This is a genomic window from Nocardiopsis sp. TRM 82005 (genome assembly GCF_056312425.1).
Genome location: NZ_JBWDTQ010000016.1, coordinates 38,068 through 56,624 on the forward strand (window position 1 = coordinate 38,068; position 18,557 = coordinate 56,624).

At 69.7% G+C, this 18,557-nt stretch carries 16 protein-coding genes; 12 read left to right on the top strand and 4 right to left on the bottom strand.

Translation table 11 applies throughout. The features are described from left to right. Positions 1 to 31: 31 nt before the first annotated feature. Both AC0T5L_RS12720 and AC0T5L_RS12725 read right to left on the bottom strand, forming a co-directional pair. Entirely contained in the window at positions 32 to 1,093 is a 1,062-nt protein-coding gene (locus tag AC0T5L_RS12720; protein WP_476165643.1) for a DUF3558 domain-containing protein, read from the bottom strand. Between the two features lie 618 nt (positions 1,094 to 1,711). Continuing rightward, a complete protein-coding gene (locus AC0T5L_RS12725) occupies positions 1,712 to 2,677 on the bottom strand; it encodes a helix-turn-helix transcriptional regulator (protein ID WP_476165644.1) in 966 nt (321 codons plus the stop codon). A gap of 63 nt (positions 2,678 to 2,740) precedes the next feature. Between AC0T5L_RS12725 and AC0T5L_RS12730 the strand changes: the two genes are divergently transcribed. Next, positions 2,741 to 3,127: a VOC family protein gene (locus tag AC0T5L_RS12730; RefSeq protein WP_476165645.1), complete on the top strand. Its 387-nt coding sequence runs from the start codon at positions 2,741 to 2,743 to the stop codon at positions 3,125 to 3,127. Positions 3,128 to 3,196: 69 nt separating this feature from the next. Here AC0T5L_RS12730 and AC0T5L_RS12735 read toward each other — a convergent pair whose 3' ends face one another. Continuing rightward, positions 3,197 to 4,240: a coiled-coil domain-containing protein gene (locus AC0T5L_RS12735; protein ID WP_476165646.1), complete on the bottom strand. Its 1,044-nt coding sequence runs from the start codon at positions 4,238 to 4,240 to the stop codon at positions 3,197 to 3,199. A gap of 635 nt (positions 4,241 to 4,875) precedes the next feature. Between AC0T5L_RS12735 and AC0T5L_RS12740 the strand changes: the two genes are divergently transcribed. From AC0T5L_RS12740 to AC0T5L_RS12770, 7 genes are all read left to right on the top strand, one after another. Then, positions 4,876 to 5,832, top strand: a complete 957-nt coding sequence (locus tag AC0T5L_RS12740) for a methionine ABC transporter ATP-binding protein (RefSeq protein ID WP_476165807.1) — start codon at positions 4,876 to 4,878, stop codon at positions 5,830 to 5,832. After that, positions 5,829 to 6,563, top strand: coding sequence for a methionine ABC transporter permease (locus AC0T5L_RS12745; protein ID WP_476165647.1), 735 nt, complete (start codon positions 5,829 to 5,831; stop codon positions 6,561 to 6,563). The genes AC0T5L_RS12740 and AC0T5L_RS12745 overlap by 4 nt, the downstream gene beginning before the upstream one ends. A 73-nt stretch (positions 6,564 to 6,636) precedes the next feature. Continuing rightward, positions 6,637 to 7,512, top strand: coding sequence for a MetQ/NlpA family ABC transporter substrate-binding protein (locus AC0T5L_RS12750; RefSeq protein ID WP_476165648.1), 876 nt, complete (start codon positions 6,637 to 6,639; stop codon positions 7,510 to 7,512). A 228-nt stretch (positions 7,513 to 7,740) separates the two neighbouring features. Then, on the top strand, positions 7,741 to 9,138 hold the full coding sequence (locus AC0T5L_RS12755; RefSeq protein ID WP_476165649.1) for a GH1 family beta-glucosidase: 1,398 nt from the start codon (positions 7,741 to 7,743) through the stop codon (positions 9,136 to 9,138). A gap of 239 nt (positions 9,139 to 9,377) precedes the next feature. Beyond that, a complete protein-coding gene (locus AC0T5L_RS12760; protein ID WP_476165650.1) occupies positions 9,378 to 10,412 on the top strand; it encodes a LacI family DNA-binding transcriptional regulator in 1,035 nt (344 codons plus the stop codon). 121 nt (positions 10,413 to 10,533) lie between these two features. After that, positions 10,534 to 10,758, top strand: a complete 225-nt coding sequence (locus AC0T5L_RS12765) for a hypothetical protein (RefSeq protein WP_476165651.1) — start codon at positions 10,534 to 10,536, stop codon at positions 10,756 to 10,758. Positions 10,759 to 10,801: 43 nt separating this feature from the next. Continuing rightward, a complete protein-coding gene (locus tag AC0T5L_RS12770; protein ID WP_476165652.1) occupies positions 10,802 to 11,464 on the top strand; it encodes a hypothetical protein in 663 nt (220 codons plus the stop codon). A gap of 75 nt (positions 11,465 to 11,539) precedes the next feature. Here the strand turns inward: AC0T5L_RS12770 and AC0T5L_RS12775 are convergent, their stop codons facing one another. Continuing rightward, the gene (locus tag AC0T5L_RS12775; RefSeq protein ID WP_476165808.1) at positions 11,540 to 12,712 is read right to left on the bottom strand and encodes a D-alanyl-D-alanine carboxypeptidase family protein; all 1,173 of its coding nucleotides are present in this window, start codon (positions 12,710 to 12,712) and stop codon (positions 11,540 to 11,542) included. Positions 12,713 to 13,429: 717 nt separating this feature from the next. On the opposite strand from AC0T5L_RS12775, the gene AC0T5L_RS12780 reads away from it, so the two are divergent. The 4 genes from AC0T5L_RS12780 (at position 13,430) to AC0T5L_RS12795 (ending at position 18,548) form a co-directional block, all read left to right on the top strand. Next, a complete protein-coding gene (locus AC0T5L_RS12780; protein WP_476165809.1) occupies positions 13,430 to 16,771 on the top strand; it encodes a sensor histidine kinase in 3,342 nt (1,113 codons plus the stop codon). A 232-nt stretch (positions 16,772 to 17,003) separates the two neighbouring features. Then, positions 17,004 to 17,405, top strand: coding sequence for a roadblock/LC7 domain-containing protein (locus tag AC0T5L_RS12785; RefSeq protein ID WP_014909276.1), 402 nt, complete (start codon positions 17,004 to 17,006; stop codon positions 17,403 to 17,405). 98 nt (positions 17,406 to 17,503) lie between these two features. Continuing rightward, positions 17,504 to 17,920: a DUF742 domain-containing protein gene (locus AC0T5L_RS12790; RefSeq protein WP_476165653.1), complete on the top strand. Its 417-nt coding sequence runs from the start codon at positions 17,504 to 17,506 to the stop codon at positions 17,918 to 17,920. Positions 17,921 to 17,954: 34 nt separating this feature from the next. Next, complete coding sequence (locus AC0T5L_RS12795) at positions 17,955 to 18,548, top strand: GTP-binding protein (protein ID WP_017572034.1); 594 nt, start codon at positions 17,955 to 17,957, stop codon at positions 18,546 to 18,548. Positions 18,549 to 18,557: the final 9 nt, after the last annotated feature.

Genomic DNA, 18,557 nt, shown 5'->3' on the forward strand with positions numbered 1-18,557 from the left:
AACGCCACGGCCCCCTTGCTCATGGGAGTGGTCAGCTACCGACCACGGCCAGCGCGTCGGCGCCGGCGTTGAGCATGATCTCCTCGACGTTGTCGGGCATGACCAGGTCCTCGGCGGTGTCGTCACCGCCGTAGGACGGGTGCAGCTGGTACTCGATCCGGATGTTGAGGTTGGCGGTGCGGATCAGCAGCACGGCCTGGGGGATGTCGTCGCCCAGGAAGTCGTACTTCGTGAGGACGTAGAGGGACTCGTCGCCGAGGTCGACCTCCTTGTTCTCCTCGATGTTCTCGGCCTTGTAGACGTCGATGTACTGGTTCTCGCCGGTGATCTCCTCGACGTCGTCCTGGAAGTCGCTCTTGGCGGCCTCGATGGAGTCGGCCGCGGAGTAGGGGACCGCGTAGACGACCTCGTAGGCCGCGTAGCCGCCGGCCGCGTTGCCCTCGGGGGCGCTGGCGTCCAGGGTGTCGCAGTAGGAGTTCTCGTCCCGGACGGACTTGTCGCCGCCGTCCTGGATCAGGAAGTCGGAGACCACCTGGTCGGTGAAGGCATTGCAGGGCTCGGTCGGCACGGCGTAGGGCGGCTCTCCGGCGGGGGCCGCCTCGGTTTCGGGCGCGGGCTCGTCGCCGCCCTCTTCACCGCCCTCTTCACCGCCCTCTTCAGGGTTGTCCTCGGCGCTCTGGGAGGACTCGGTGTCGGCGGCGGGCGCGACGGCCTGGTTCCCGCTGCCGTTGGTGACTAGCATGACCACGACCGCGATCACCAGGACGATGATCACGGCACCGCCGCCGATCACGACCCACAGTCCCGCCTTGCCGCCGCCCGAGGGCTGCGGCGGCGGGGGCGGGGGATACCCGGGACCGCCGGGCCCGCCTGGTCCTCCGGGGCCGCCCGGTCCGCCGGGGTAGGGCGGCTGGCCGCCCTGGTACATCTGCTGTTCGGGAGGGCCGGGGAAGCCCGCGGGGCCGCCGTAGCCGGGCTGTCCGCCGGTGTTGGGGTCGCCGTAGGGCTGACCGAAGGGTGGCTGGCCCCCACTGTTGTCCCCGCCACCGTAGGGGTTCTGTGGTGGCTGGTTGTAAGGTCCGTTTTCGCTCATGGCTCCCCTCGCCCGTGTGTGCTGACCGTGTTGTCTGGGACGCATGTGTGCGCCGATGGGTTCTCACGATTCCCTCGCGGCCCGGCCGCGGGCGAAAGCGGGGGCGTGGGGCGGGGGTTTCCCCGTGTACGTGAGGAGGGTTCCGACAGACCGGGGTGCCGACCACCGGGGTGGAGGCCGGAAGGGGCCGAGGGGTTCCTCGGACCGGGCCGGAACTGTTGCATCCTAGCTGTGACCAAGGGTCCGGGGGCAGGTCAGAACTGGGGTAGTGGGGGGAATCGTCACTGTTTTGTGTCGGTTGTGCAGGAGCTCATCACGTACGTGACGCAATCGTGATTCCACGCGGTGGACGCTCGTACCCTGCCTGGGATAGTAGGGCCCGCCCCGCGGCCGGGTGTTCCCGGTCGTCGGCCCGCGGTTTCGTCACCGTGGGCTCAGGCCTGGACGTTCGGGGTGACCGGTTGCTTCTTCGGTGACCGGAACCGGTCACCGAAGAAGCAACCGGGCTTTCGGGCCGACGGCCAGTGGCAGAGGCTCTCCTCCGGGACGCGCGGACGCTCACGTCTCCTGGGGCTGCCCGTCCTCGGCCCCGCCGGTTTCCCTCCCCGCGACGCGCCCCTACGGACGCTGACTGTCCAGATTGTCCTCGAACAGTTCCCGGGCACGGCGAACCAGCGCCTCCCGTACCCCATCCGGTGCCAGGACCCGTAGCGGGGCGGCCAGGCTGAGCAGGTATCCGGCGAGCCCCTCCGCGTCGGGCCCGCCGATATCGACGATGGTGGCTTCGGGGCCATCCGGGCGGTGGGTACCGACTGACGGCGGGACCAGCCGGACCGCCTGGTCCATCGGTAGCGGGAGGCGGACCGTCGCGTAGAGCGGATACACACCGCTCGCTATGGCACGGGAGACGAGCAGTGCCGGGTCCGGCGGGTCGACGAGTTCCACCGTGTGCCCGGTCGGCCGAATCCGCTCGACCCTGTCAGCCCGAAACGTCCGCCACTCGTTCAGCGCCACGTCCCGGGCGACGAAGTACCAGCGGCGTCCCGTGTGCACCAAGCGGTAGGGGTCGACGTCCCGGACCGTCGCCCTCCCCTTTCGATCGCGGTACGACAAGCGGGTGCGTTCGCTCCGGCGGCACACGGTGGCCAGCTCCAGCAGCATGCCGGACACGATCTGCGGCTCATTCGGCCTGGTGGTGTGCACGAAGGCCGAGTCCATCTCGCCAAGTCGGTCCGCGACCCGTGGCGGCAGGACCTGCCGCAGCTTCAACAGGGCCGTCAGTGCGGCCTGTGCGCTTCCGAGGACACCGCTGAGCGCGGCCTCGCGCAGTCCGACGGCTACGGCCAGAGCCTCCTCGTCGTCAAGGATCAGCGGCGGTGTCCGGGTGCCGCCGCTGAGGCTGTAGCCGCCCCACGGCCCGGGGTCGGACTCGACCCCGTAGCCGAGTTCCCGGAGTCTGGCGACGTCCCGCCGGATCGTGCGCTCGGTGACCGCCATGTGTTCGGCCAGCTCGCCGCAGGTCCACAGCGGCCGTGCGGACAGCAGTGAGACCAGCTGTAGCAGGCGTGCGGATGTGCTGATCACATCCTGGAGTCTCTCTCATGACCAGGACCGAACCTGTCCTGGTCCCGTCCTAACGTGCTGCCCATGAGCACTGAAACCGCACCCGTACCCACGATTCGCTACGCGGCCGTCACCTTCGACTGCCCCGACCCCGCTGAGCTGGCCCGCTTCTACGGTGAGGCCCTCGGCCTGCCCATCGTCCACGCCAGTGACGACTTCGTCCTGCTCGGTCAGGAGGGAGCGGCCGGACTGGGCTTCTCCCGGCTGCCCGGATACCGACGACCCACCTGGCCGGACCCCGCCCAGGAGAAGCGGGCACACATCGACCTGGGCGTTGACGACCTGGACACCGCCCAAGCGAGGTTCCTGGCGCTGGGTGCGACGGAGCCCCCGAGCCAGCCCGAGCCCCACAGGTGGAGGGTCCTGCTGGACCCCGCCGGCCATCCGTTCTGCATCTCCACCCTGGTCTGACCAGCGGGCCTGGTTCGCCCGAGGCCACAGCAGGCCGCAAAGCAGAGTGCCTCTGGCCACACGCACTCGTCAGAACATCGAGATGTGCACGTGGTCGAAGTGGTTCTCGGTGAGGTTGCCACGGTCGGCCATCGCTCGCCAGTCCGTGTCGCCTCGTCGTACGTCCCAGATCTGCTGCCGGTAGATGACGTACATGATCCCGAGGTCGTCGGCGTTGTCCCTGGCCCACTCCGAGATCGCCCAGCCGCGGTCGATCTGCTCCTGTGAGGGCATGCCCCCGTTGGGGTCCAACATGAAATCGCAGGCCCGGCCCTTGGGGTGCTCGCCGACCACCCAGCCGCCGACCTCCCTGTAGCAGCCCACTCCGCCCACGTCGCTGCCCTCACCGAATTTCTCGATGACCAGCTCACGCATCTGCTCGGTGCGCGGTGTGATGGTGTACGGGCCGCCTATCGGCTGCTCGGGGTGGTCGGCGATCAGCCGCTGCACCTCCACGCGCCGGTCCTCCAGCTCCTGGAGGTCCTCCTCGGCCTGGGCCAGCCGCTCGTCGGCGGTCTCCTGCGCGGTCTCGTCGCGGCTCAGTGCCTGGTTGAGCCGGTCGATCTTGTCCTGGTTGCTTCTGGACAGGTAGTCGATCACCACCGCACGGTCGATGACCTCGTCGGGCTCGGTCTCCACGAACAGCGACATCGACGGGTTGATCCCGCCGCTGGTGTAGGTGGCCACCGCCAGGGACCGCACCTGTTCACGTGCGTCCTCCACGTCCTCGCGAGTGCCCTCGGCGCGCTCCTCCGCGCGCTCGGCCTCCGCGATGACGCCCTCCATGTCGCGCAGCTCGCCCTGGTAGTCCTCACTCAGGGCGTCCGCGCGCTCCTGGAGGGAGCTCATGTTCTCGGGGTCCATGGGCGCCGCCGTGGCGGGGGCCTGGGGAAGGAACAGGAAGGCCCCGCACAGGGCCACCGCGAGGGCGGCGGCCCGCGCCCGGCCGGGTCGGACGGGTGCGGGGAGTGCGGCGGCGATGGCTTCGACCCGGTCGGCCCAGGAGGAATCGGTTGGATCGGGAGCCCAGAAGTCGGCGAACTCGTCCACTCGGTTCTGGTGGTCGGACTGCACGGTGTGGTCGCTCCTTGAACCCGCGCGGTCTCCCTGCGGGCACGGGAGCGGTGCGGGTAATATTTCTCGTCTTTCCCGGATGGGGGCCGGCGGCCGTCGGTGCGCCCGGGGCCCCGGCCTCTCGCGCGCACGGGGCGGGAGGAAACGGGACGGTCATGAGTGTAGGCACTCACACGGGGATTCGGGAGAGACGGGACGATTCCACCGTGCGACGAAAGCCTCGGTGTGGCCCACATAACCTAGCTATAAGGTGCGATTCCGGCGAACCGGATCATTTGCCCATGGTTGGGTTGGAAGAGTGAAAGCTTCCGCGCGCCCAGACGGCCACCACGCCCACCTGGGCGAACACCGCCGTGTGGCACCAGCAGCCGCCCGACGGCCGCTGCCGTCCCTTCCGGGGGCCGAGGTCCGGTCGGGGACGCCGGGACTGAGAGGATGCCGGGCGCGGAAGGGGTGGGGAACCGCACCTTCGGACCGTTTGCCGTGCGACTCCCGTGTCGGCGCGTCGCCACCGCCCGCCCTCGGGGCGCTCCGTACGCTCGGATGTGGGCGTCAACCCCACGCTGAGTCCCGCTCCGGACCCCGCGCCGTGACACCACCGCTGAAACGTCGATGGGAAGACCGTGATTGACGCAGTGGGCCTGCACAAGGCCTACAGGTTGAAGAAGCACCGGGTGACCGCCATGAACGGGGTCGACCTGCACGTCGAACCCGGCGAGATCTTCGGGGTCGTGGGCCAGAGCGGTGCGGGCAAGAGCACCCTGCTGCGCTCGGTCAACCTCCTGGAACGCCCCGACGCCGGAACGATCCGCGTCGCGGGAGAGGAGGTCACCGCGCTGCGCGGTGCCCGCCTGCGCGCGGCACGCCGCGGTATCGGCATGGTCCACCAGCACTTCGCGCTGCTGTCCTCGCGCACCGTCGCGGGCAACGTGGGCTTTCCCCTGGAGGTCTCCGGCGTCGACCGGACCCGCCGCCGGGCGCGCGTGGGCGAGCTCCTCGAACTCGTGGGGCTCAGCGACAAGGCGCGCGCCTACCCCGCCCAGCTCTCCGGTGGCCAGAAGCAGCGGGTCGGCATCGCCCGCGCGCTGGCCTCGGACCCCAAGGTGCTGCTCAGCGACGAGGCCACCTCCGCGCTCGACCCCGCCACCACCGAGTCCATCCTCGCCCTGCTGCGTCGCCTGCGCGACGAACTGGGCCTGACCATCCTGCTGATCACACACGAGATGGACGTGATCAAGCGGATCTGCGACTCCGCGGCGATCATGGAGAACGGTGAGTTCCGCGAGTCCGGTCGTGTTCTGGACCTCATCGGCACCCCCGGCTCGCTGATGGCGCGATCGCTCTTTCCGCTACCCGCCCAGAGCGGTCAGGACACGGTGTACGTCACCTACCCGCGCTCCTTCGACGAGCCGCTCATGTCCGAGCTCACCCGCCGCTTCGACGTGGACGTCAACATCCTGGGCGGCGGTGTGGAGAAGGTCGCGGGGCAGTCCGTGGGCCGCCTGAGCGTGGACCTGAGAGGTGACCGCCGAGCCCAGGCCCTGAACTACCTGTCCGAGCACGGCCTGCTGGTCGAGGAGGCCGGAAAGTGACCATCGACCCCTCCCTCACCCTCGCCGCGGCGACCGAGGACACCAACGCCTGGGACGCCGTCGTGGCCTTCGTCCAGGCCTGGCCCGCCATGTGGCCCAACCTGTGGCTGGGCACCCTGGACACCATCTACATGGTGTGGTGGGCGACCGTTTTCAGCGTCCTCATCGGCCTGCCGCTGGGTGTGCTGCTGGTGGCCACCGACAAGGGCGGCCTCACCCCCGCCCCGGCCGTGCGCACCGTGCTCAGCGCGATCGTCAACATCGGCCGCTCGCTGCCGTTCATCGTACTGATGGTGGCGGTACTGTCCCTGACCCGCTTCCTGGTGGGTACCACCCTGGGCCCCACGGCCGCGGTCGTGCCCCTGAGTATCGGTGCCATCCCGTTCTTCGCCCGATTGGTGGAGACCTCCCTGCGCGAAGTGGACCGGGGGGTCATCGAGGCCGCGCACGCCATGGGCACCCGCCGCTTCACCATCGTGGGCAAGGTCATGCTTCCCGAGGCGCTTCCCGGCCTCATCGCCGGTCTGGTGATGACCGTGGTCACCCTCATCTCCTACTCGGCGATGGCTGGTGCCATCGGCGGCGGCGGTCTGGGCGACCTGGCCATCCGTGAGGGCTACCAGCGCTTCAACGACCACTACCTGTGGGCCACCGTCATCCTGCTCATCGTGGTCGTGCAGATCGTGCAGAGTCTCGGCGACCTGATGGCGCGCAGGCTGGCCCGGCGCTGACGGGAGCCTTCCGCCGGGCCAGCCGAGGCCGCCCCCGCCCCCAGAGTTGTCCTACCGACACGGAGGGAGACCGATGAACAGGAGTGCGAGGGCGCGCGCGGTACGGGGGAGCGCCGCCGCGGGGATGGCGGCGGTGCTGCTGGCCGCCTGCGGCAGCCCCAGTGAACGGGCGGGAGGGGGCACCGACGAGGAGGGCCTGACCACCCTGCGGATCGGCGCCACGCCGATGCCGCACGCCGAGATCCTGGAGTTCGTCGAGGAGGAGCTGGCGGCCGACGCGGGACTGACCCTGGACGTGGTGGTCTACACCGACTACAACCAGCCCAACGCCGCCTTGGCCGAGGGCGAGCTGGACGTCAACTACTACCAGACCAGGCCGTTCCTGGAGGAGTACCTACAGGGCAACCCCGGTGCGGACCTGAGCTACCTCTCGGACGTGCACCTGGAGGCGTTCGGCGTCTACTCGCAGGATCTGACGGATCTGGCGGACCTGCCCGAGGGCGCGCAGGTCGGTGTGCCCAACGACACCTCCAACATGGGGCGCGCCCTGGACCTGCTCGCCGCCCAGGACGTGATCACCCTGGCCGACACGGGGGAGGACGCGCCCTCGCGGGACGACATCGAGGACAACCCGCTCGACATCACCGTCACACCGGTGGAGGCGGCCCAGCTCCCGCGCTCGCTACAGGACCTGGACGCGGCGGTGGTCAACGGCAACTACGCCCTGGAGTCGGATCTGCCCTCGACGGCCAACGCACTGGCCTGGGAGGACACCGAGGACAACCCGTACGCCAACGGGCTGGTGGTGCGCTCGGAGGACGTCGGCGCCGAGGACATCGTCCGGTTGAACGAGCTGCTGCACAGCGACGAGGTGCGCCGGTTCATGGAGGACCGCTGGCAGGGCATCGTGCTTCCCGTCGACGGTTCCACGGAAGACCCCACCGAATAACACCTGATAGCAACTCATGCCGGTCAATACAGTAGAAATGCCAACGAAGGGGTACGCTCTGGCGGGCGTCGGGGCCACCGCGGTTCCCGGCGCCACCACTGCTTTTGCCCGTAACGGTTGGGTTGCGGTGCGAGGCGCGTTGATTGACATCAAAGTACTTCTCTGCTTCTTTTATGGGAGCGCTCCCAAAACGATGTCCCCTCGTCACGGAAGGTGCGTACACCAACAGTGAGCAACCGCAACGATTTTCCCGAGGGCTTCCTCTGGGGGGCGGCCACCGCCTCGTTCCAGGTCGAAGGCGCCACGACCGCGGACGGCCGAGGCCGCAGCATCTGGGACACCTTCGCCGACACCCCCGGCAAGATCCTGGGTGGAGACACCGGCGACCCCGCCGATGACCACTACCACCGCTACGCCGAAGACGTCGCACTCATGAGCCAGCTCAACCTGGGTGCGTACCGCTTCTCCGTCGCCTGGCCGCGGATCATCCCCGAGGGCACCGGTGCAGTGAACCAGGCCGGGATCGACTTCTACGACCGCCTGGTGGACACCCTCCTGGAGGCCGGGATCCAGCCCTGGGCCACCCTCTACCACTGGGACATGCCCCAGGCCCTGGAGGACGCGGGCGGCTGGCCCCACCGGGACACCGCCTACCGCTTCCGCGACTACGCCCAGATCGTCGCCGACGCCCTCGGCGACCGCGTCAGCAACTGGATGACCATCAACGAGCCCTGGTGCTCGGCCTTCCTCGGCTACCACAACGGCCATCACGCGCCGGGGCACAACGACGCGGCCGCGGCCCTGGCCGCGGCCCACCACTTGCTGCTCGGCCACGGTCTGGCGACCGAGGCGATCCGCTCCACCGGAAACCCCGCCCGGATCGGCGTCGCCCACAACCAGGCGGTCATCCGCCCCCACGGGCCCAGCGCCGCCGACGCCCGTGCCGCCCGCCGCGCCGACGCCGTGCGCAACCGCATCTTCACCGACCCCCTGCTCAAGGGCCGTTACCCGGCGGACGTGACCGAGGAGCTCGCCGACATCAGCGACTTCTCCTTCCTCGTCGACGGAGACCTGGACATCACCTCCGCCCCCCTGGACTTCCTGGGCGTCAACTACTACTCGCCCGAGTTCGTCGCCGCCTCCGCCAAGGGCCTGGACCCGGCGCTGGTCAGCGGCGAGGGCGGTGCCTGGCTCGGTGCCGAGCCCGAGGAGGTGCACGTCTCCCAGGGCCTGCCAGTCACCCACATGGGCTGGGAGATCGACCCCACGGGCCTGTACGACGTGCTCACGCGTCTGGCCGGGGAGAGCGGCGGCATCGACCTCTACGTCACCGAGAACGGCTGCGCCTTCGAGGACACCGTCACCAAGGACGGCGAGGTCAACGACACCGACCGCGTCGACTACTACGAGGGCCACCTGAAGGCGGCCAAGGAGGCCGTTCGGGCCGGAGTGCCCCTGCGCGGGTACTTCGCCTGGTCGCTCCTGGATAATTTCGAGTGGGCGTGGGGGTACTCCCGCCGGTTCGGGATCGTGCACGTCGACTACGAGACCCAGAAGCGGACCGTCAAGGACAGCGGGCACTGGTACGCCGAGCTGGCCAAGACGGGGTGTTTCCCAGAGCGTTAGCCCCGGCTCGCCCGTGTGACCGCGGCTCGGCCGGGGCCGCCCGCACGGCGGCCCCGGCGCGACTGCACACGTAGTGGCGATCCTGGTGAACCATGGGCGACGGTGGGGTGTCTCACGAGGCACCCCACACAGTCGTCTCAGGCGGGTACGACCATAGGAAGAACACCCGCCGAACACGCCTTCGCCCAGGGGCGGGAAACGCCGGGGCGAGGGCACACGATCCCAGAGGGAGCCTTGAAGTGGCCAAGAGCGGTGGTGGTCGGAAGCGTCCGACCCTGGAGATGGTGGCGCAGCGCGCCGGGGTCGGACGCGGGACCGTCTCCCGGGTGATCAACGGGTCCGCGCAGGTGAGCCCGCGTACCAGGGAGGCCGTGCACAGCGCGATCTCCGAACTCGGCTACAGCCCGAACCAGGCGGCGCGCACCCTGGTCACCAGGCGCACCGACACGATCGCGCTCGTCGTCTCCGAGCCCCGTGACCGGCTGTTCGCTGATCCCTTCTTCGCCGACATCATCCGCGGCGTGAGCTCGGTCCTGCACGAGCGCGACCTACAGCTAATGCTCACCACGGCCCGCACCGAGTCCGAGCACAAGCGCGTGGGCGACTACCTCTGCGGCTTCCACACGGACGGGGCGCTGCTGGTGTCCCTGCACCGGGACAATCCGCTCTCCGCCCGTCTGGCCGAAGCCGGTGTACCCGTCGTGCACGGCGGGCGCCCCCACTCGCCCGACCAGCCCGCGCCCTACTGCGTCGACATCGACAACATCGGCGGCGCCAAGGCGGCCACCCAGCACCTTCTGGAACGCGGGTGCCAACGGGTGGCCACCATCACCGGTCCCCAGGACATGAACGCCGGCGTGGAGCGGCTGCGCGGATACCGCGAGGTCATGTCCGCCGCCAGGATCGAGGTCGACGACGAGCTCGTCGTCCAGGGCGACTTCAGCGTGGACGGGGGAGCCGACGCGATGGAGCGGCTACTGGACACCGGGGCGGCCCCCGACGCGGTGTTCGTGGCCTCCGACATGATGGCCATCGGCGGCCTGCGCGTGCTGCGCTCCCGCGGCCTGCGCGTACCCGAGGACGTCGCCCTGATCGGCTACGACGACACGGTCATGGCCAAGCACAGCGACCCGCCGCTGACCACCATCCACCAGCCCACGGTGCAGATGGGCCAGGAGATGGCGCGGCTGCTGGTGGACGTGGCGATCCCGCGCACGGTGGAGGCCGACACGGTCATGCTCGACACCCACCTGGTGGTGCGCGCGTCCGGCTGAGCCGACCGGGGCGGGTGGCTCACAAGGGCTCTGACCCGCCTGTTCGCCCCGCTTCCGGCTGGACGCGCACACGACTGCTGTGCAAGGCTGGTCCCGATTTCGCGGGAGACGGTGGGAGCGCATGGACCCGATGCGGGAACCGACACATGCCCAGTGTGCGATTTCCTCGTGCGGATGGTGTGAGCAGGACGGCCTGGAGTGCCGGTTCTGCTCCGGAACCGGCTGGTGGCGGCCGGAGCGGCCGCACCGGGACGGCAGCGGGGTGATCGTCTGGCTCCGGATCGACGAGCCCTGCCGTGGCTGCGCCGGAACGGGCAAGGAACACAGCCCGACCGCCGCACACTGAGGAGGGGCGCCGCACTGCTCCCGCGGTGGACAAGGAGACGTGTATGCGCTGGGTGACCTATCTGTCGCCGAGCGGCGGCGGTGAACGCGTCGGGGCCGTGGACGACGGTGATGTACTGGGCAGCCCCGGCCCCGAACGCCTCGCCGATCTGCTGGAGTCGGGCGGCGACGCCCTCGTGGCGGCCCACGGCCGAGCCGTCGGCGCGCCGATCGAGATCATCGTCGAGCCGGAGGCGCGCATGTGCGCCCCGGTGGCACCGACGGCCCCGGTGCCCGTACGTGCGGGCGACGATGTGTGGGAGATCGGTCCCGGACTGGTCCGGGGCGTGGACGACGCGGTGCCCTCCGACGCGCTCTCGGCCCGGGTGGGTGTGGCCGCCGTCACGGGGGGCGGCTCGGTGCGTGCCTACACGCCCGCCTGCCTGTGGCTGGACCAGGCGGGGCAGCCGGTGCAGCTGAGCCTGGGCCCGGTGTTGGTCACCGCCGACGAGGTCGCCGGGGAGCCACTGCGGATGAGCGCCTCGGTGGAGGAGCGGGAGCTGGGCCGCGGGCTGGTCGATCCCGCCCAGGAGTGGTTGGTGTCCGGCCCCACGGGTGTCCGGGCGCTGTTGCCCGTGGCCACCCCACCGCTGGAGGCCGACGACGAACTGTTCGTGGACGCCGACACCCTGGGCACCTTCGAGGTCCGGGTCGGCTCCCAGGTCTGAGCGGCCCCGACCCGGGCCGGGGCCGGGCGACAAGCCAGCGCGGTGACCGCCGGGGGCGCCGGACGCCCCCGGCGGTCACCGGGGCGTGAACTCCCAGTGCCAGGGTTCGAAGCCGTTGCGGGCCCAGGCGGGGTTGTCCCAACCGTGGGCGGGGGCGTTGGCCAGCATCCACTCGTGCTCGGGCGTGCCCAACCGGTTCACGCCGCCGCACAGGTCCACGGCCACGCCCAGCCCGTGCTGGCTGCTCCCGGGCCTGGCGGCCATGCCGGGCAGCATCTCCTGGAACAGGCGTACCTGCTCGTGGTAGGGCCGGTAGGAGTCGGCCACGCACACCGGTCGCCCGAACACCCGCCTGTAGGCGCCGTCGAGCTCGATGAAGGCCTCGGCGGCGTCGGCCCGCAGCCGTTCGCCGGGCTGGGGCAGGGGGCACAGTATCGACTCGGGGATGCGTCCGTTGGCGTGGACGGCCGTGTTACCCCCGGTACATCCGTTGCCCGTACTTCCCGCCGCGGGGCGGGCTTCGCCATTCCCTTTTTTCTTTTCGGCATTGTGTCGATGATCATTGTCTTCATTTGTGGGAGTCGCGGCGGAACGCGCGTCGCGCAGCGCCTCCTCGCGCCGTTCCTCCTCGATCTTGGCGTCGCGCACCTCCGCGAGCCGTGCCTCCAGCCGGGTCTGCTCCTCCAGCATCCCCTCGACCGCGGCCTCCTGGTCGGCGACCGCCTGTACGGCCTCCTCCCGGGCGGCCTCCGCGGCCTCGACCGCCTCGGTCTGCTCCTGTTCGGCGGTCTCGGCGAGCCCGGAGAGGGTGTCCGTGGCCACACGCGCGGCTTCGGCGCGGTCCACGTCGGCCTCGCGGTGCTCACCCAGTAGGGACAGGTAGGCGCTGCGTCCGAGCAGCCCGTCGGGGCCCTCCGGCCCGGTCCAGGCGTGCACCATGCCCAGGTCGCCGCCCTTGTAGGCGGTGGCGGCCTGTCGGGCCGCGGCCAGGCGCGCCGCCTCGCCGCGCTCGTCGGCCCTCCCGGCGCGCTCGTCGGCCGCCTCGCTGCGCCCGGTCAGCTCGGCCAGGCGCTCACGCTCGGCCTCATAGCGCTCGATCTTGACCGACGCCTCCTGGCGCAGGGTCTCCATGTCCGCGCGCAGCAGGGCCAACTCCACCCGCACGTCGCCCAGCGTGGACTCCTCGGCGAAGTCGGAACCGGAGGCACCCCCGGGTGCGGCGGCCGAGAGGGCCAGGAGCACCGCCATCCCCGCTGAGAGCGCGGCACTGACCGAAAAGGTGCGCCTGGAGATGCCCTGGACTCTCGCATGCACGGAACCCTTCGCTTTTTCGTCACTACCGAGCGTGCCCGAATCAGGGCATGACGAGGGACGCATTTCAGCTTCCTCCCCGGGACCTGCGTATACGTCTTGTCACGATGTCATGTCAGGGTGGTGTTGGAGGGGAAGCTGGTGGTGTGTCCAAAAAGTTACCTAGGTACTTCTTGGGTTTCGGTCCCCATGTCTGACCTGGCGGATTGGTCATAATGCCGACATTGTGGGCATTATGGTTCCGGGCAGCCGAAGATGATCTTGCCGATCGCCGTGAAACCGACGAAGCGAGTCCTTCGCGCCCATTGGTACGCTATCCACCGCACGCGCACCTACACGGAAACCTTGGGGTGTGCGGCTCTCTCCTCCCAGGCGAGTCCGGCGGACAGTCTTCACATCTCCCCACATTCCCCACCGCTCCCGGTTCGGTGGACCTTGGTCTATACCGATTTTCCCGAAGAGTCTTCGGTCGGAGCGGTCGGCCCCTGGGGTTCACCCAGCCGCTCGAAGCGGTGACACGAAAGGTTGCGAGGGTCCGTGTCGACACGAGCGACGAAAAACGGGGCCAGCGCGCAAAGCGAGGCAGCGCAGGCCGAACATGCCGATGCCACGCCCCAGCGCAGAGCCGACTGGTGGCGGCCACGTAACTGGCGGGTGCGCTCCCGGCTGGTGGCCCTCATCGTCATCCCCACCGCGGTAGCACTCGCGCTCGGTGGTTTGCGGGTCTACGAGGCGGCGGTCTCCACCGTCACCCACGCCCACATCCAGGACCGCGCCGAGGTGGGCGTCCTCATCGTGGAGCTGGCCAACCAGCTGGGCCGCGAGCGCTCCATCAGCGCGATCTACATCTCCAGCAACGCCGATCCAGCACGGCGGTCGGACGATCTGCGCCAGCAGATGGAGGAGGAGCGCGACGCCTCCCGCGACCTCCAGCAGTCCCTCAGCGCCAGGCTGGAGGACATGGGCGAGGTCGAGGGCAACGCCTCCACACGCCTGTCCGGCATGCGCAGCCAGATCTCCACCCTGGACTCCCTGCGCACCGAGATCGACGAGACCCGCATCACCGTCTTGCCGGTCGTCACCAAGTTCCGGACGATCTCCCGCGCCCTGGCCGAGTTCAACCAGACGATCGCGGACGAGACCGGCGACACCGAGCTGCGCGAGAGCGTGCGCACGCTGACCGCGCTCTCCAACGCGCGAGACCAACTCTCGTACGAGACCGCGCTGATGAGCCACTCCCTGGCTCGCAACACGATGACCGGCGGTATCTCCGAGGCCATCGACTCCAGCCGCGCGCGCTACGAGAACGAGATCTCCAACTTCGTCCAGGCCGCGGACGACGAACAGCGCAACGTCTTCGACGAACACTTCACCGGCCTGGAGGTCAGCCAGGTCTCCACGATGCGCATGCGCGTCATGTACCGTGCCGAACGCGACGACGACCTCACCGGTGTGACCGCCAACGACGGCCCCGAGGACTACAGGGAAATCGCCGACATCGCTCTGGACCGCCTCCAGACGGTCGAGGAGGGGATCGCCGAAGGTATCGCCGGCGAGGCCAACGAGCTGCGCGACGCGGCCATGGGCCGTGCCCTCATGGACCTCTTCGTCGTCGCGGGCGTGCTCCTCGCGGTCTTCGTCCTCACCTCCCTCGTGGTCCGCTCCCTGGTGCGCCCGCTGCGGGCCCTGGAGGACGGTGCCCGCCGGATCGCCGAGCGCGACCTGCCCGACGCGATCAACCGGATGCAGGAGGCCGGGACGGTCCCCGAGAACGTCCGGGTCGCACCGATCGAGGTTGCCACCCATGACGAGATCGGTGAGGTGGCCCGCGCCTTCGACGACGTCCACCGCGTGGCCCTGACCCTGGCCTCCGACGAGGCCGCCCTGCGCAGCAACGTCAACGCGATGTTCGTCAACCTGTCCCGCCGAAGCCAGACCCTGGTGGAACGGCAGCTGCGCCTCATCGACGGTCTGGAGCAGTCCGAGCAGGACTCCGACCGCCTCTCCGACCTGTTCCAGCTGGACCACCTCGCCACGCGCATGCGCCGCAACAACGAGAACCTGCTGGTCCTGTCCGGCCAGGACAACACCCGTAAATGGGCCCAGCCCATCCCGCTGGTCGACGTCCTGCGCGGCGCCGTCTCCGAGGTCGAGCAGTACGAGCGCGTCAACGTGCGCGCCCCCTCCCACATCTCGGTGCTCGGCCGTCCGGTCAACGACGTCATCCACCTGGTCGCCGAGCTGGTGGAGAACGCCACCTCGTTCTCCCCGCACGACACCGAGGTCCTGGTCAGCGCCAAGAGCATCGAGAACGGCGGCGTCCGGGTCGACGTCACCGACAGCGGTATCGGTATGGCGCCCGAGGACCTGGAGTCGATCAACGCCCGCCTGGCCGCCCCGCCGGTCATCGACGTCGCGGTCTCGCGCCGCATGGGTCTGTTCGTGGTCTCGCGCCTGGCCCACCGCCACGGTGTCAAGCTCCGCCTGGAGGAGGCGCACGGCGGCGGAACCACCGCCCACGTCACCTTCCCGCCGGACCTGCTGATCACCCCCGTCGAGGGACAGCACTCCCTGGGCGGTGCGGACAACCGACCCGAGCTCGCCTCGGGCGCGCCCAACACCTACGCCGACGCCGAGGCGGCCTTCGCCTCCACCCCGGCGGCCGCCGAGCCGGGCGACCCCTGGCAGTCCCAGGAGGCCGGGGCCAGCCCCGGTGAACTGGGCGGGCTGCCCAAGCGCCAGCCTGGCGGCGCCCGTACCGACGAGCACCCGCCCAGCGGTCAGGACCTGTGGAACCCCTCGCAGGACTCGGGTTCTGTGTGGGACACCACCAGGGGAGCCGGGACCACCGGCGGCGCCAACGGCGCCGGCGGCCGCCCGGTCATCGACCCCTACGACGTCCCCGAGGACGAGGAGCCGCAGCGCCCGCAGCCTGAGAGCGGCGGACGCAGCCTCTTCGACCCGGCTCCGCGCTCCAACGCGGGCAGCGACTCGCCATTCGGCGACAGGGGGTCCGTGGGCCGAGCCTCCGACACCGGGTCCTTCAGCAGGCCCTCGGACACCGGCTCGTTCCGCCGCCCCACAACCGACACCGGCGCCTTCCGCCGCCCGGTGGGGGCCAACGACTCCTACGACGCCTTCGGCGGTTCCGGGGCGCCGTCACGGGACCACTCCGACATGGGCACCGGTTCCGCCAACGACGGTTCGGCAGCCGACAGCGGTACCGGCGACACGTTCCGTGGGGACACCGGTGCCCAGGAGCACTCAGCCGCCCCGGCCCGCGGCGACGAGACCGAGACCTTCCCGGCCGTCTCCTCCGACTGGAGCAGCGACGTCCCGCAGGCACCGTCGTCCTCCGACACCGGGAACTGGCGCTCCGGCGGCTTCGACTCGCGTGAGGGCTACGGCTCGACTGCCTACCTCTCCCGCCGCTACGGCGGCGCCCAGGGCCCGAACAACACGGTCGTGCCGCCGACTCCGTCGGGTGAGGACAGCGACTCGCTGCCGATCTTCGACGCGATCGAGTCCAACTGGTTCAAGCGCCGTAGCGGGGGTCCCACCGTGGACACCACCGAGACCGGCCCGATTCCGCAGGTCTCGCCTGGACAGAGTCAGAGCCAGCGCCCGCAGAGCAACGGTGCCGGCCAGAGCGCCAGCGCGGGCCAGGGTGCACGTGCCGAGCAGAGCGCCCGCCCGGACCGGGGCGCCGGCTCCGAGCAGAACACCAGCTCCGAGCAGGAGTGGAGCTCGGCGGCCGACCGCGGCTGGAAGGCCGCGCGCACCGCGGCCGAGCCCCTCGCGGGCGGGTTGACTACCTCGGGCTTGCCAAAACGGGTTCCCAAGGCAAACCTTGTTCCGGGGACGGCTCCCAAGCCGGAGAACTTCAAGCAGATGCCCACGCGTAGTGCGGACCGTGTCCGTAACCGCTTCTCGGGTTTCCAGAAGGGTGTCCGGGAGGGCCGGAACCGGCTCGACGAAGGCTCGACGGAGGGATGACCCCAGTGAAACCTGGTGGGACGGGGTCCCCATTATTCACGGGAGCTGGATGCAATAGCATCTACCGAGCTTCTCGGACGCGCCACACCCGTAGCTTGACGAGAGCAGAACACCAGACTCCCGGCCACCCCCGCGGGAGGGGCCGGGCAGCTCGTAGAGGCAGTGCTGTCACATGCTGTGCCGGCGGTAGCAGTGCCCACAGATCAGCCGGCGAATTTGGACAGGAGATCAGATGAGTCGACAGGTGAATGAACTCAACTGGTTGATCACTGACTTTGCCGACCGGGTTCCCGATGTGGCCCACGCGATCGTCGTCTCCTCTGACGGCCTTCCGCTGGCCTCGTCCGCGGGCTTCCCGGCTGACCGGGCCGACCAGCTGGCGGCGATCGCCTCCGGCCTGTCGAGCCTGACGCAGGGCGCGGCCCGGGTGTTCGAAGGTGGCGCGGTCGCCCAGACCGTCGTGGAGATGGAGCGGGGGCTGATGCTCATCATGGCCATCAGCGACGGCTCCTGCCTCGCGGTCCTGGCGGCCGCGGAAAGCGACCTGGGCCTGGTCGCGTACGAGATGACTCTGCTCGTTGAGCGGGCGGGGCGGGCGCTGACACCAACGGCGCGCACCTCGGGAATCCACTGATCCACCACCGACAGGAGGAAGTGGTGGCACCTCACAGTAGAGATGCCGGGAGCGCCTCGTGGTTCGGACAACAGCCGGGCGGTCCCCCCTCGGGGGGAATGCCGGCGGTTCCGGGCGGCGGAGATGTTCCCCGACCAATCCAACAACCGTATGAACAACGACCCGCTGCGGGGAGCGCGCCCAGTTCTCTGGTCCGCCCCTACGCGGTGACCAAGGGCCGCACCAAGCCGAAGTCTCAGCTTCCCCTGGAAGCCCTGATCTCGGCCACCGCGGCGGCCCGAAACGAGTCTGGGACGCTGACGCCCGAATGGCAGGCGATCAGCGACCTGTGCCAGGAATGGCGTTCCGTGGCGGAGGTCTCCGCGCTGTTGCGGATGCCGCTCGGTGTAGCGCGGGTGCTTGTGGCGGACATGTCCGAGCAGGGACTGCTCCAGATCAGGTCCTCGCTCAACAACGACGCCCGTCCCAACACCAACCTGCTTGAAAGGGTGCTCAGTGGACTTCGCAAGCTCTAGCCCAGCCGAGGAAGGCGGTGCTGGGGGGAACGCGATGACGTCGGTCAAGATCGTCGTCGCTGGGGGCTTCGGTGTCGGGAAGACGACATTCGTTGGCTCCGTCTCCGAGATCGTGCCGCTGACCACCGAAGCGGTCATGACCAGCGCCAGTGTCGGGGTGGACGACCTCGCCAAGACGCCGGACAAACAGACCACCACCGTGGCCATGGACTTCGGCCGTGTCTCCCTGGACTCGGACCTGATCCTGTACCTGTTCGGCACCCCCGGACAGCACCGGTTCTGGTTCATGTGGGACGACCTGGTCAAAGGCGCCATCGGTGCCGTCGTGCTGGTGGACACCCGCCGCCTGGCGGACTGCTTCCCGGCGATCGACTACTTCGAGGAGGCGCGTCTGCCCTTCATCGTGGCGATCAACGGCTTCGACGGCTACTACCCCCACGCCGCGGACGAGGTCCGGGACGCTCTGACACTCAGTCCCGAGATCCCGATCGTCCAGGTGGACGCTCGCGACCGTGCCTCCACCAAGTCGACGCTCATCACCCTCGTCGAGCACGCCATCACGGTGGGGGACCCCGAGGGCGCCGCCGGACAGCCCACATCCACGGGCGGCCAGAACTCCTGGCGCTAGGAGGGCCAT